This is a genomic window from Rheinheimera sp. UJ63, from assembly GCF_021568285.1.
In the GTDB taxonomy this organism is placed as follows: domain Bacteria; phylum Pseudomonadota; class Gammaproteobacteria; order Enterobacterales; family Alteromonadaceae; genus Alishewanella; species Alishewanella maricola.
The window spans coordinates 153151-165537 of record NZ_JAKGTQ010000001.1; the positions used below are offsets into that span (position 1 = coordinate 153151).

The 12387-nt window shown below is 47.0% G+C and carries 12 protein-coding genes; 4 read left to right on the top strand and 8 right to left on the bottom strand.

Features of this window, described 5'->3' with window-relative positions:
• Window positions 1-41: 41 nt before the first annotated feature.
• The 7 genes from zipA to L1N97_RS00700 all read right to left on the bottom strand — a co-directional run bounded on the left by zipA (window position 42) and on the right by L1N97_RS00700 (window position 7593).
• A complete protein-coding gene (gene zipA / locus L1N97_RS00670; RefSeq protein WP_236128531.1) occupies window positions 42-932 on the bottom strand; it encodes a cell division protein ZipA in 891 nt (296 codons plus the stop codon).
• Window positions 933-953: 21 nt separating this feature from the next.
• Window positions 954-4364 carry an AAA family ATPase gene (locus tag L1N97_RS00675; protein ID WP_236128532.1) on the bottom strand — a complete coding sequence of 1137 codons (3411 nt, stop codon included), beginning with the start codon at window positions 4362-4364 and terminating at the stop codon, window positions 954-956.
• Window positions 4365-4425: 61 nt separating this feature from the next.
• A complete protein-coding gene (locus L1N97_RS00680) occupies window positions 4426-5079 on the bottom strand; it encodes a mechanosensitive ion channel domain-containing protein (RefSeq protein ID WP_236128533.1) in 654 nt (217 codons plus the stop codon).
• Between the two features lie 2 nt (window positions 5080-5081).
• Window positions 5082-5576 (bottom strand): YcgN family cysteine cluster protein, encoded by a 495-nt coding sequence (locus L1N97_RS00685; RefSeq protein WP_226749897.1) that lies wholly within the window; start codon window positions 5574-5576, stop codon window positions 5082-5084.
• Window positions 5577-6239 carry a fumarylacetoacetate hydrolase family protein gene (locus tag L1N97_RS00690; RefSeq protein WP_236128534.1) on the bottom strand — a complete coding sequence of 221 codons (663 nt, stop codon included), beginning with the start codon at window positions 6237-6239 and terminating at the stop codon, window positions 5577-5579.
• Window positions 6240-6241: 2 nt separating this feature from the next.
• Window positions 6242-7297 (bottom strand): lytic murein transglycosylase, encoded by a 1056-nt coding sequence (locus L1N97_RS00695; protein WP_236128535.1) that lies wholly within the window; start codon window positions 7295-7297, stop codon window positions 6242-6244.
• Between the two features lie 11 nt (window positions 7298-7308).
• On the bottom strand, window positions 7309-7593 hold the full coding sequence (locus tag L1N97_RS00700; RefSeq protein WP_229585016.1) for a YcgL domain-containing protein: 285 nt from the start codon (window positions 7591-7593) through the stop codon (window positions 7309-7311).
• A 146-nt stretch (window positions 7594-7739) separates the two neighbouring features.
• On the opposite strand from L1N97_RS00700, the gene minC reads away from it, so the two are divergent.
• Genes minC through L1N97_RS00720 form a run of 4 tightly spaced genes read left to right on the top strand, consistent with a single transcriptional unit; the run spans window position 7740 to window position 11286 of the window.
• Window positions 7740-8438: a septum site-determining protein MinC gene (gene minC, locus L1N97_RS00705; RefSeq protein ID WP_229585015.1), complete on the top strand. Its 699-nt coding sequence runs from the start codon at window positions 7740-7742 to the stop codon at window positions 8436-8438.
• Between the two features lie 11 nt (window positions 8439-8449).
• Entirely contained in the window at window positions 8450-9259 is an 810-nt protein-coding gene (minD, locus tag L1N97_RS00710) for a septum site-determining protein MinD (protein WP_229585014.1), read from the top strand.
• A 3-nt stretch (window positions 9260-9262) separates the two neighbouring features.
• Window positions 9263-9523 carry a cell division topological specificity factor MinE gene (minE, locus tag L1N97_RS00715; RefSeq protein WP_226749891.1) on the top strand — a complete coding sequence of 87 codons (261 nt, stop codon included), beginning with the start codon at window positions 9263-9265 and terminating at the stop codon, window positions 9521-9523.
• Window positions 9524-9564: 41 nt separating this feature from the next.
• The gene (locus tag L1N97_RS00720; RefSeq protein WP_236128536.1) at window positions 9565-11286 is read left to right on the top strand and encodes a hypothetical protein; all 1722 of its coding nucleotides are present in this window, start codon (window positions 9565-9567) and stop codon (window positions 11284-11286) included.
• 63 nt (window positions 11287-11349) lie between these two features.
• Here L1N97_RS00720 and rarD read toward each other — a convergent pair whose 3' ends face one another.
• Entirely contained in the window at window positions 11350-12261 is a 912-nt protein-coding gene (gene rarD, locus L1N97_RS00725; protein ID WP_236128537.1) for an EamA family transporter RarD, read from the bottom strand.
• Window positions 12262-12387 lie beyond the last annotated feature (126 nt).

A 12387-nucleotide genomic window follows, 5' to 3' on the forward strand; every position in this document is an offset into this window, starting at 1 on the left:
ACGGCAGGTAAGTACCTGCCGTTAGGGTATTCGATATCAACTTAACGATGGATCAAACGCTGCCGTTGGAACTCACGGATCCGTTCAACATAATGTCGTACCGTTTGTACTGTTAATACACTACGTTGACCATCTAACACCTGACCACCAAATTCTTCTGCTAATTTTTTTGCAGCGTTATTCATTAAGTTAAAGTTTTGCAATGGCTCACCTGGCCCTGGCAAGGTCATAAATAAACTTAAACCACGGGTCGACAGTTGTTCCATTTTATCCAGGGCAAAGGTCCCCGGATTAAACATATTGGCGAGGCTAAATAATACTTCGCCATTACCGGCACTGTCTTGATGACGATGGAAAATATCCATATCACCGTATTTAAAACCTAAAGGCGTTAAGGCTGACAGTAATTCTTGGCCTTGGATCTCTTTGTTTTCGGGTAACAGCACGTACAAAATCAACACTTCTGATGACGACGCTTCAGACTCGCTGGCACTGCTACTGCTGTGAGCACTGTCTGTCGCAACCTCGTTCTCGTAATCAAAGTCATCGACAGCCGATACGCTCGGCTCTGCTTGCTCTATGGCTGAAAAATTTAAACTCGGCTCTTTTGGCTCACTAAATAAATCGTTTTGCTCTGCTGGGCGCTGCACATCAATGGGCCGGCTCTGCGGTTTAGGCTCTGGTCGAGGCGTATTAAAACGCTTTAACTCTACCGGCTTTTTAGCCGCAGCCGCCCCTTTAACCACTCGTACAGGGCCTACGCCTAACTCATCAAAGCCTTCAGCCGTGTCATCCTTGGTATTTTCTTCTGGATGATAACGGTGTTGCGTTTTCGAGCTGTTTTTACGCACCGTCCATAAGCCATGTAAAAATAAGCCGCCCAATACCAGGGCACCTAAAATAATTAAAACCATACGCAAGTCGCTAGCCATTTCTTATACCTTTCACTGTTCTTAGGCTACTGCCAGCTTGACAGCATCGTCTACATCAACCGCCACCACTCGAGAGACGCCGGGTTCCTGCATAGTCACCCCCATTAATTGCGCGGCCATTTCCATCGCAATTTTATTGTGGCTGATGTAGATAAATTGTACCGTTTCAGACATCTCGCGCACCAAATTACAAAATCGACCCACATTGGCATCGTCTAATGGTGCATCGACCTCATCCAGCATACAAAATGGCGCAGGATTAAGCCTGAAGATTGAAAATACTAATGATAAAGCGGTTAACGCTTTTTCACCACCGGATAATAAATGAATTGTACTGTTTTTTTTACCCGGCGGTCGCGCCATGATACTCACACCGGTTTCCAGTAAGTCTTCATCGGTTAAATCTAAGTAAGCGCTACCGCCACCAAAGACTTTAGGAAACAATTGCTGCAACCCTTGGTTGACCTGTTCAAAGGTCTCTTTAAAGCGTTGCCGTGTTTCCCGATCAATTTTTCGCATTGCTGTTTCCAGCGTATCGAGTGCCGCAATTAAATCGGCATGTTGTTCATCTAAATACTGTTTGCGCTCAGCTTGTTGCTGATATTCCTCTATCGCGGCTAAATTAATAGCGCCAAGTCGGGATACCGCATCAACGGTTTTATCCAGTTGCTGCTGCCATACGGACTCTTGCGCGTCTGCCGGTAAATCCGCTAACACACTTTTTAAGATGACTTGCTGTTCTCGCAAGAGTTCCAACATATTGTTAGCACGAACTCGGTAACCCTCAGCATCTAAGCGCAACGACTCCAGTTTCTTTTGCTGTTGCGCGACTAAGTGCACTATACCTGATTGACCTTGCTCTAGGGCACGAATTTGTTGCTCAATCGTCGATAAATGCTCATTCGCCTGTTGCAAAGCCTGCTCAGCATCCACATGCAAGCCTAAATTTTCCTGCAACTGTGCTTGTAACAGCTCGCTTGGATCGGCTTGTTGCTGCAGTTGTGTGGTTAACGCATCAATTTGCGATTGTAATTGTTGCTGTTGCTCATGGGCACGATTGAGATTCTGGGCAAGGCTTTGCTGCTGACGCTGACAAAGCGTTTGCTGCATTTGTTGCTCTAGTAATTGTTGGCGTAACCGCTCGCTTTGTCCACGTAAATGACTTTCTTGCTGCCGAGCCTGTTGCACGGCCTGCTCAAACTCTGATTGCTCAGCTTGTTGCTCACTTAATTGCTCAGCAACCACCTCTTGTTGATCGCGTAAAGGCTCGCTGCTAGCTGCAAGTAGCTCCAGCTCATCCTGTAACGCGGCGATGGTTTCAACAAATTGCTGCCGTTGCTGTTGTCGCTGCGCTAAAGCTTGTTGTTTTAACTGCACAGCGGTTTGCTGTTGCTGCCAAGCGGTTTTTTGCTGTTCTAATTGCTGCTGTAACGCCGTACATTGGCTATGTATGTCTTGCCAGCGCTGTTTTGCGGTTTGAGCCGTCGTCTCGGCCTCGGCCAGTGCAGCAGTTAATTTTTGCTGTTCAGCCATTAATTGCTGTAAACGCTCTTGGCGCAATAAAGCACTGTCGGCCGCATTGGCGCTGGGTAATTGCCCCCAGTTTTGTCCCAGCCAGATCCCTTGCGGGCAAATCACAGATTGCCCCGCAGCTAATTGGGTTTGCATCACTTTGGCCTGCGCCAACGACTCTGCAACTAAAATATGTTGAAAGCTTTCAGGATAAGGCCCACTAAGCACCTGGGCGGCTAAGGTACCGGGCACGGCACTTTGCGCTGCAGCGTCTAAATAGGTTTGCGCTTCATTCTGAGCAGCAGAGCCAATTTGCGCATGTTGTAACTCGCCTAAGGCAAAGGCTACAGCAAGCGCCCAACCCTCGGCTAATTCCAACTGTTGTAAAACCTGCTGTGCTGGGCTCGGTAAAGATTGCTGGATCGCCGTGAGTCGCTGAGCTTCATTATGCACCAGCTGCCATTGATTTTGCAGTTGCTGCAGCTGCTGTTGTGTTTGCTCGCGTTGTTCGGCTGCAAGAGCTAAGGTACTTTGCAAGGTTGCGAGTTGCGCACTGCTTTGAGTAACGGCGGCAGCTAGTACGGTTTCTTGTTCGGTTAACTGGGCTAACGCCAAGCTTAATGCTTGCTCGTCAATGGCTTCGAGCTGTGCTTGCTGCCGCTGCAATTGTGCTGATACTTGCTGTTGCTGCTGCGCGAGATGCTGTAACTGCATCATCAATTGTTGCTGTTGCTGACGTAAACTAAAACGTTGCTCTTGCCATTGTTCAAAGCGTTGTTGTTGCAGCTGTAACGCTTGTGAAGCCAACAGTAACTGCTCGTCAACTTCGGCTAACTGATCCTCTAACAGCGCTATCTGTGGCTCAAATTGCGTCAGTTGCGCCGTGTAATCGGCTAATAGCTGCTGATCAGCCTGTTGATGTTGGCTAAATTGCTGCAAGCTGTCTCGTTTTTGTTGGAGTTGGCTTTGCAAAAACTGCTGTTGCTGCTGCTGATTGACAATTTGCTGCTCTAACTTACTGATACTGGCACCGAGCTGATAATATTGCTGCTGACAGCGCTCTTGCGAAGTACGTGCCTCTACCGCCTGCTCTTTTAATTGCACTAAGATGCGCTGATCGCCTTGCTGGCTGGTTTCAAACTTAAGCAGTTCAGTTTCTTCTGCCGCCAGTTGTTGCTCAAGGCCGGTTAATTGCTGATTAAATGCTAACCATTTAATGGTTGTCACCTCAGCTTTTAATTTGCGCTCTTGCGCTTTCAGTTCTTTGTAACGCTCAGCGGTAGTGGCTTGGCGTTTTAACTTATCGATATTTTTGGCTAATTCATCACGCACATCGGCTAAACGATCTAAATTGTCGCGCGTATGCCGGATCCGATTCTCCGTTTCGCGCCGCCGCTCTTTGTATTTTGAAATCCCCGCCGCTTCTTCAATAAACACCCGTAATTCTTGCGGCTTAGATTCGATCAGCCGCGAGATCATACCTTGTTCAATAATGGCGTAACTACGAGGCCCTAGCCCTGTGCCTAAAAAGATATCGGTAATATCACGACGACGACATTTACTGCCGTTTAAAAAGTAGCTGGATTGTGCATCGCGGGTGACCAAACGCTTTATGGCAATTTCGCTGCGATCGGCCATTTGACCGGCTAAGCGGCCTTGCGTGTTTTCAAAGACTAATTCTACAGACGCTTGAGCGACGGGTTTACGCTGGGCCGAACCGTTAAAAATAACGTCTGTCATGGCATCGCCACGCAGATTCTTGGCCGAGCTTTCGCCCAGCACCCAGCGTACTGCATCAATAACATTTGATTTGCCACAGCCGTTAGGCCCAACCACCGCTGTCATCGCTTCAGGAAACGGCACAGTGGTCGGATCGACAAAGGATTTAAAGCCGGCAAGTTTAATCTGTTTTAAGCGCATCCAGCCGTTGCGTTATTGTAATCATTGGATTTTTTCAATCTACCTAAATTCAACAGTACTGTCACTTGCTAATTCGGTTAACTGGGCGCGTTTGTAGGTTTTTCTGTCGCCAACGTTCGGCTTTTGCCATGACATCCACGGTACGCCGCTTTTTAGCCGGTGCAACGCTAACAATTACCACCGGTCGCGAGATGATCAGGTTATTTGGATAGATAATGCGCTCATTATCGGTGGTTTTCAGCACCGTATTGAATAAATGAATTTCTGCAATATCGCCCTCTAACGCATTATTACCATCAATAATGCGCACCTTACTGCCTTCAGCAAAGTCTTTTTGCCCCAGTAAGATAAAGAAAGCCGTAACGTTACTGATTAATGACCATGAAGCGAATAAGGCGACACCGGCTACCGCAATGATCGATGAAGCCAACACCAATAAGCCACGAATGTCGACGCCCCAAACGATGCTAAGCATCACCAGTAACACTAACAACAATAAGATATGAAAAACCACCAATGCCCGTTTATTCATGTCCGGACGCATCCGCCGGCCTTTTAGTAAGCCGTAAATAACGGGCACGAGGCGGCGACTGATCAAAATATAAGCCAGCACAGTCAAAACCGATAACCCTAGCTGGATGACGGTTGGATTTAAATAGCCGCTTAATTGCTGCAGCAAGTCGCTTTCAGCAATAATGGATTGCTCTACACTCATGCTTAATCCAAGTCATTCAATGGCCAGCTAACAATATAATCTTCGAACTTGTCCATATCGACCTGATCTTCGGAGATGGTTTTGTTGCGTACCGACATTTGTTTTTTATGCATTAAGCTTTTTTTACCGCCGTTAAGTAGCGGATGCCAAGACGGTAAGCCTCTACCTTCATGTAAACGGCGATAGGCACAACTGGTCGGCATAAAAAAAATATCTTTTAAATTATCTTTGGTGAGTTTGATACAGTCAGGCACCAGCACGGTGCGTTGCGTGTATTCGGTACATTCGCATTTATGGCTGTTTAAATAGCGACAGGCAATATTACTGAAATGCACTTGCTCATCTTGATGCAACACTGCAGTAGGACCTTCGCTTTCGTCATCATCGATAAATTTATTCAAACAACATTTAGCACAGCCATCACACAAGGCTTCCCATTCTTCATTATTCATCTCGGCCAGCGGTTTGTGCTGCCAAAAATTCTCTGTTAAAGCCATTTATGCGGTTACCTGCGTTGTTACCGAGAAAAAGTCAGCGAGCTCTAGCGTTAACACATCACCATCTTGCAATGGCCCTACTCCTGCAGGCGTACCTGTTAGAACAACATCGCCGGGTAGCAAAGTAAAATGCTGGCTCATTTCGCTGATTAACTGATTAATGCCACGGATCATATTGGCGCTATTGCCTTGTTGGCGCAGCTGCTGGTTTACCGATAAGCTAAAATCTAATTGTTGCGGATGCTGCACTTGGTTTTTAGGAACAAAACCACTCAGCGGACAAGCACCATCAAAACCCTTGGCGATTTCCCAAGGACGCCCCTGTTGCTTCAACTTGGCCTGCACTTGGCGCAGCGTCAAATCTAAAGCCAAACCGTAACCCCAGATTGCATCATTAACTGTGGCATAATCGGCTTTGCATAATCGGCTTTTAATCAATACCGCGATTTCGAGCTCGTTATGCACCTCGCCCTGCTGCTGCGGGATACTAAATTGCGGCGCTAATGGCACCAGCGCCGTGGCCGGTTTAATAAAAAACAAGGCTTCGGGAGCGGTGGTACTTTGCATTTCGGCGATATGGTCTTGATAATTTTGACCAATACACACCACCTTACCCACAGGTAAGGCGATATCGACGTTGGCCATCGTAAGATGTTGATACATGTTTAGCCCTGCTCTGCCACAATCAGATCGGCCAAATAGCCAACACTGGTTACGAAATAATAAGAACGATTCCAGTGCATTAAACTTTTGTAATTACTATAAGCTAAGAAGGCACGACCTTTTTCACCGTCAGGCATAATTAATGCCGCCGGCTGCTCACTTTTCGGTAAAGCGCTACCATTTAAACGGGTGACACCCAGTTTGTGCCATTGCATCACACTGCGCTCAGAGGCATCCCAACGTTTTAACCACTCGGTACGGGCTAAGCTGCCGCGCTGAATGGCATGGCTCGGATCAAAATTGGCCGGCAGTAACACTTCACGCCCCCACGTTTTGTTGTTATCCCAACCCTGGTTTTTTAAATAATTGGCGATAGAAGCGAAAACATCCAGCTCGTTAGTCCAAATATCTTTTTTACCATCACCATCCCCATCTTGGGCATAAGCCATAAAAGAACTTGGCATAAATTGGCTTTGCCCCATGGCGCCAGCCCAAGAGCCTTTCATGTTTTCGAGCGTGATATGGCCTTCGGCCAGAATATCTAGCGCATTATAAAACTCTTGGCGAAAAAAGGTTTCGCGACGCCCTTCATAGGCAAGGGTGGCTAAAGCAGAGGGAATGGAATAAGTGCCCATAAAACGGCCAAAGCTGCTTTCTAAACCCCAAAGCGCGATAATAAAGCGTGGCTGTACACCATAGCGTTGGCCAATTTGTTCTAGTTGCGGTAGGTATTGTTGATAACGCTCGCGCGCCATACGAATGCGAATTTCACTGACCCGCTTTGGTAAATAGGTGTTGAGCGTTTCAACCACTTCAGGCTGGCTGCGATCGGCGCTCACCACCCGCTCATGAAATTCCAGGCTGGAGAATACGGCATCTAATAAAGCAGCATCATAGCCTTTGGTTGCTGCTTCTGCTTTTAAGGCCGCGGTATAGCTGGCAAAGTCGGGTTTAGCCACTTCGGTAGATTGAGCCACCTCAGTATTCGCCAGTGCCACTGAACTGCAAAGCCATAAGCCCGCGGCGGTAGTCAGGCGACGCCATGTTAATCCTGTCATACTTCTCTCCTTTATTCTTGCAGCGAAGACGCGTTAGACGCTTTATGTGCTGCCAGCAAATTTTCTGGTGGGGGCGGTAATTGTAAATAGTAGCCTTGCTCGGTTAAAGCGGCTTTCACCTTTTCGATTTCAACTTGGGCTAAATGTTCCCGTTTAGCTAAATTGAGCAAGGTAACCAGTTGCGGCTTACCGAAGCTTTGCAGTAATAAAGCGGGGACCTTTTCGAAGTCATCACGCTTTTCAATATACAGATAAGTGCCTTCTTTACGCAGGCTACGATAAATGGCGCATAACATAGAATAAAACTACTTCACTAACTTGCCTAACAGATAGCAAGACTATAACATGAAGCTCAGGTCTTGCGTAATGGCGCCGCTCGTCGGTAACGCAAATAATAACGCTGCAATGGCAGTAATAATAATAGCAAAAGCACTGAATTTTTATGTCTGAACACACCTTAGAGTTAAAGGGCAGTTTGTTCCCTTTGTCCGTGTTACATTGTACTGATCTAAGCATTCATACCCTTGAGCCCCTTCTCGCTGAAAAACTCGCCCAAGCACCGGGCTTCTTTTATCAGGCGCCTATCGTATTAAATCTACAAGATAATCGGAATGAGCCTGACTTTGTTGCGTTAAAACAGGTATTTACCAAATTAAATTTAGTACTGGTTGGTGTAACCGGTGCCAATAATGAGCAAAAAACGGCAGCGCAACAAGCGGGCTTAGCCGTACTACAAGCCGGTAAAGCGCCGGTCAAAGCGGCTGCAGCCGTCGTTGAAAAAGCCGTTCAACCGCAAGTACCACAGAGCACCATGGACAGCAAAGTGGTTGAACAAACAGTTCGTTCAGGCCAACAAATTTATGCTAAAGGCGCAGATCTGATTATCAAAGGTGCCGTTGGCGCCGGCGCTGAAGTGATTGCCGATGGCAACATCCATATTTATGGCTCCCTTCGGGGTAAAGCCATTGCGGGAGCTAATGGTGATCATAGCAAACGCGTGTATTGTTTTAATATGCAGGCAGAATTAGTGTCGATAGCTGGAAACTACTGGCTTAGCGATAGTCTGCAAGGTGAATTTTGGGGCAAACCGGCCTGCATTAAATGGCAGGACGAGAGCTTAGTCATTTCAGAATTAGTGTAAGGATCGTCACTATGGCAAAGATTATTGTGGTTACATCGGGCAAAGGCGGTGTCGGTAAAACCACCTCCAGCGCAGCGATAGGTACCGGTTTAGCGTTGGCTGGCAAAAAGACCGTTATCGTCGATTTTGATATTGGTTTGCGTAACCTCGATTTAATTATGGGCTGCGAACGCCGAGTTGTTTATGATTTTGTTAACGTTATCAACGGTGAAGCGAATTTAAAACAAACACTGATTAAAGATAAACGCGTAGAAAACTTGTTTATTTTACCGGCATCGCAAACGCGCGATAAGGACGCCTTAACCCGTGATGGTGTTGAGCGTGTACTGAAAGAATTATCTGAAGATTTTGATTTTATTATTTGTGACTCGCCAGCGGGTATCGAATCAGGCGCAATGATGGCGCTTTATTTCGCCGACGAAGCGGTCGTGGTGACCAACCCTGAAGTGTCGTCAGTTCGCGATTCTGATCGCATTATCGGTATGCTATCCAGCAAATCACAACGCGCCGAGCATGGTAAAGATGGCATTAAAGAGCACTTGCTATTAACCCGCTATAACCCTGAGCGCGTGTTAAAGGGCGAAATGCTGAGCGTAGAAGATGTCAAAGAGATTTTAGCCATCGAACTGATAGGCGTGATCCCTGAATCTCAAGCGGTGCTCAATGCCTCTAACTCAGGCCAACCCGTTATTTTAGATAAAGACAGTGATGCTGGTCAGGCTTATTTAGATACCGTACAACGCCTGCTAGGCGAAACACGGCCATTCCGTTTTCTGACCGTTGAGAAAAAGGGCTTTATCAAAAGGATTTTTGGAGGATAACTAATGTCGCTACTGGATTATTTTCGTTCAACTAAAAAAAATACCGCCAGCACGGCCAAAGAGCGCCTGCAAATCATTGTGGCTCATGAGCGCAAAAGACGCTCTGGCCCAGATTACTTGCCGCAAATGGAACGCGATATATTAGAAGTCATTCGTAAATATGTCGATATCCCTGCAGACCAAATTGCCGTGTCACTGGAACAACGCAGTGATGAACTGTCAGTACTCGAGCTAAACGTTACTTTCCCCGATGATAAGCGCTAAGTAGCGCTTTTTATCCTAACTCTATGTCAAAGGAGCAGACAATGCGCAAGACCCTTATTGCCGCCGCTATCGTTGCCGCAGGCGTCGCTGGCTATTTCGCCCTCAATCAATCATCGACCAGCGCGAGTTCGTTTACCGAGCTAGACTACGTTCCTGCAGATACCGCGCTGTTTTCTGGCCAGTTTACTGCTCTAGATATCGTGTCTTATTTAAAAAGCCTCGGTATGTCACCGGCACAATATAATTCTGACGAAATGCAGCAAGCGATGGCCGCATTATCTGAGGATGGCTCGCCAGCATTGAAATTTGCCATAGCCTTATTTCAAGACTACCTGACCGTATTAACGTCACCAGAAACCTTTGTTGCCAACACCGGCATTATGGCCAAAACACGCTCGCTGAGTTATTTAGTTGGCGCGGCACCGGTGGTGCGTTTTGAAGTGTCTGACGCTTTAGCCTTTCAAGCTTTCTTTGAGCGCGCCGCGACCCAAAGCGGCGTCGTCTCTGAACAACGCCAATTAGGCGAGCACAGCTATCAGGTTTACCCGTTAGGTGATGCCATGCCTGGTTTAGAGTTGTTGGTCAGTATTGATCGCGGCTGGGGTACGGTGGTATTACACAACACGCAATTATCGGCTGAGCACCGCGCGCAAAGTTTAGCGCAAAGTAAGCCTGCACAAAATTTAGGTAACAGCCAAAAGCTCACCGAAATGAGCAAGAAATATCAACTGCATCAAGATGGTATTGGTTTTTTAAGTACCGAACAGTTGGCTTTAGCTTTCACCACTACCGATGGCAATCAATTAGCTAAAGATTTGCAGTTAACTTTTACAGATGGCCTACCTGCTGCGCTTGAAGTGTGGCACAGCGATGCCTGTCGTACTGATGCTGCCATGCTGGCGAAAACCTGGCCAGGGTTAGTGATGGATGCCAAAATTGCCCAGCAAGATAACAGCGGTTTACATATGAGCGGCACGATGCTTTGGCCTACAGAAAGCAAAATTGCTTTAGAAGGCATGCAGAGTATGCAAGGCTTTATCCCGTCGAGCTTAGCGGGTGGGATCCACCCGTCCATGTTCTACCTAGCCATGGGCACTGAGATCAGCCAACTGACCCCCGCTATTAGTAAAATGTGGGCTGGCATGACAGATCTGACGCTTAGCTGTGAGCCACTTGTGGCGATACAAGAGCAAATGAAAGCGCAAAACCCTATGATGATGTTAGCCATGGCCGGTATGGCTGCCAATGGCTTGCAAGGTGCTTCAGTAACCATTAATGGCTTTAGCATCGACATGAACACAGGGCAGCCAAAAGCGGCTGATGCCTTAGTAACCTTGTCGGCTGATAATCCACAAACCTTATTAGCGAATGCCAAAGCGATGTTACCGCCTTTGGCGAATATTACGCTGCCAGCTGATGGCGAAGATATTGCCGTGGCGGATATTTTCCCACCCGTCGCTATGCTTAATTTAGATGTACGGCTAAAGCTAAGCGGTAATCACCTCTTGTTGTATGTGGGTGATAAAGCTACCGCTCAAGCACAGGTGATTGCTAAAGAAGCCTTAAAGAAAAACGGCATGATTGCTTTTGGTATGGATTATCAACAGTTCTTTGCCGCACTGGGTGAAATGTTTGTCATGTCAGGACAACCTATGCCTGCCGAGCTTGAATCGATGCTGCAATCAGATATGAAAATTGGCATGTCTGTTGGTGTCAACGAGCATGGTGTCGTGATCAGCACAGAAATGAAGCTGGCGGACTAAACCCCGTTTAGCGGTTGTAACCGCCTGAAAGATACCTCAAGCCAGAGCCATGCTCTGGCTTTTTTATAGCTTGTTTAAGTTGGCTTTTCGCGATTGGCGCGAGTTACGCCAAGCATCATAGCTGTAACAAATCAGCCCCGCCCAAATAAAACTAAAGGTAAATAAGCGCTCGGCCGCAAACGGCTCTTGATAAAGCCAAACACCAAAGATAAACATAAAGGTTGGACCGATATATTGAAAGAACCCCATTGTTGACAAGCGTAAGCGACGCGCACCAGCAATAAAGCACAGCAAAGGGATCGTGGTCACAAAGGCCGCGGCCACAAGATAAGCGTTTAACGCCAAGGTGTTGTCTAACAAATTAACGGCTGAACTCTCTGCGAAGGTGTTCCAATACCACAGCGCCAGTGGCATTAACAATAAAGACTCAAAAAACAAACCGGTAATGGCATCGACCGCCAATTTTTTGCGTAACAAACCATAGATCGCAAAAGAACACGCCAAGGTTAAAGCGACCCAAGGCAAAGCACCAAAACTGATGATTTGCCACAACACACCTGCCGCTGCCAGCGATACCGCCAGCCATTGTAATTTACGCAAACGCTCGCCCAAAAACACCATACCTAGTAGCACATTCAGCAACGGATTAATGTAATAGCCTAAGCTGGCATCGAGCATGTGTTTATTATTCACCGCCCAAATAAATAACCACCAGTTGCCACCCAGCAATACCGCAGTCAACAATAAGCTAGCCAACATTTTCGGCTGACGAAACACCCTAAACGTGCTTTGTACTTGGCGCAGTGCGACAATCACCAAAGCTAATAACAGAAATGACCAAACGATACGGTGAATTAAAATTTCCGCAGCCGGGATATAATCAATCTGTTTGAAGTATAACGGGGCAATGCCCCATAAGGTATAAGCACTGGCAGCAAATACACCACCGAGTTTTTGTTCACGCGTTAACGACATAACCACCCCGTAAATTAGCGGCTGATTATACGCAGAACGCTGGGATGCGTCTGCCTCTATCTGCGCTAAACCCTGCCAGCTTGTTAGCTGCTGCATAAACACGGCAGTGAAAGATAGGGCGTTACA

Excerpts from the sequence above, each read along its gene's own strand:
- zipA (WP_236128531.1), bottom strand. The coding sequence starts at position 932 with ATGGCTAGCGACTTGCGTATGGTTTTAATTATTTTAGGTGCCCTGGTA.
- L1N97_RS00675 (WP_236128532.1), bottom strand. The coding sequence starts at position 4,364 with ATGCGCTTAAAACAGATTAAACTTGCCGGCTTTAAATCCTTTGTCGAT.
- L1N97_RS00680 (WP_236128533.1), bottom strand. The coding sequence starts at position 5,079 with ATGAGTGTAGAGCAATCCATTATTGCTGAAAGCGACTTGCTGCAGCAA.
- L1N97_RS00685 (WP_226749897.1), bottom strand. The coding sequence starts at position 5,576 with ATGGCTTTAACAGAGAATTTTTGGCAGCACAAACCGCTGGCCGAGATG.
- L1N97_RS00690 (WP_236128534.1), bottom strand. The coding sequence starts at position 6,239 with ATGTATCAACATCTTACGATGGCCAACGTCGATATCGCCTTACCTGTG.
- L1N97_RS00695 (WP_236128535.1), bottom strand. The coding sequence starts at position 7,297 with ATGACAGGATTAACATGGCGTCGCCTGACTACCGCCGCGGGCTTATGG.
- L1N97_RS00700 (WP_229585016.1), bottom strand. The coding sequence starts at position 7,593 with ATGTTATGCGCCATTTATCGTAGCCTGCGTAAAGAAGGCACTTATCTG.
- minC (WP_229585015.1), top strand. The coding sequence starts at position 7,740 with ATGTCTGAACACACCTTAGAGTTAAAGGGCAGTTTGTTCCCTTTGTCC.
- minD (WP_229585014.1), top strand. The coding sequence starts at position 8,450 with ATGGCAAAGATTATTGTGGTTACATCGGGCAAAGGCGGTGTCGGTAAA.
- minE (WP_226749891.1), top strand. The coding sequence starts at position 9,263 with ATGTCGCTACTGGATTATTTTCGTTCAACTAAAAAAAATACCGCCAGC.
- L1N97_RS00720 (WP_236128536.1), top strand. The coding sequence starts at position 9,565 with ATGCGCAAGACCCTTATTGCCGCCGCTATCGTTGCCGCAGGCGTCGCT.
- rarD (WP_236128537.1), bottom strand. The coding sequence starts at position 12,261 with ATGTCGTTAACGCGTGAACAAAAACTCGGTGGTGTATTTGCTGCCAGT.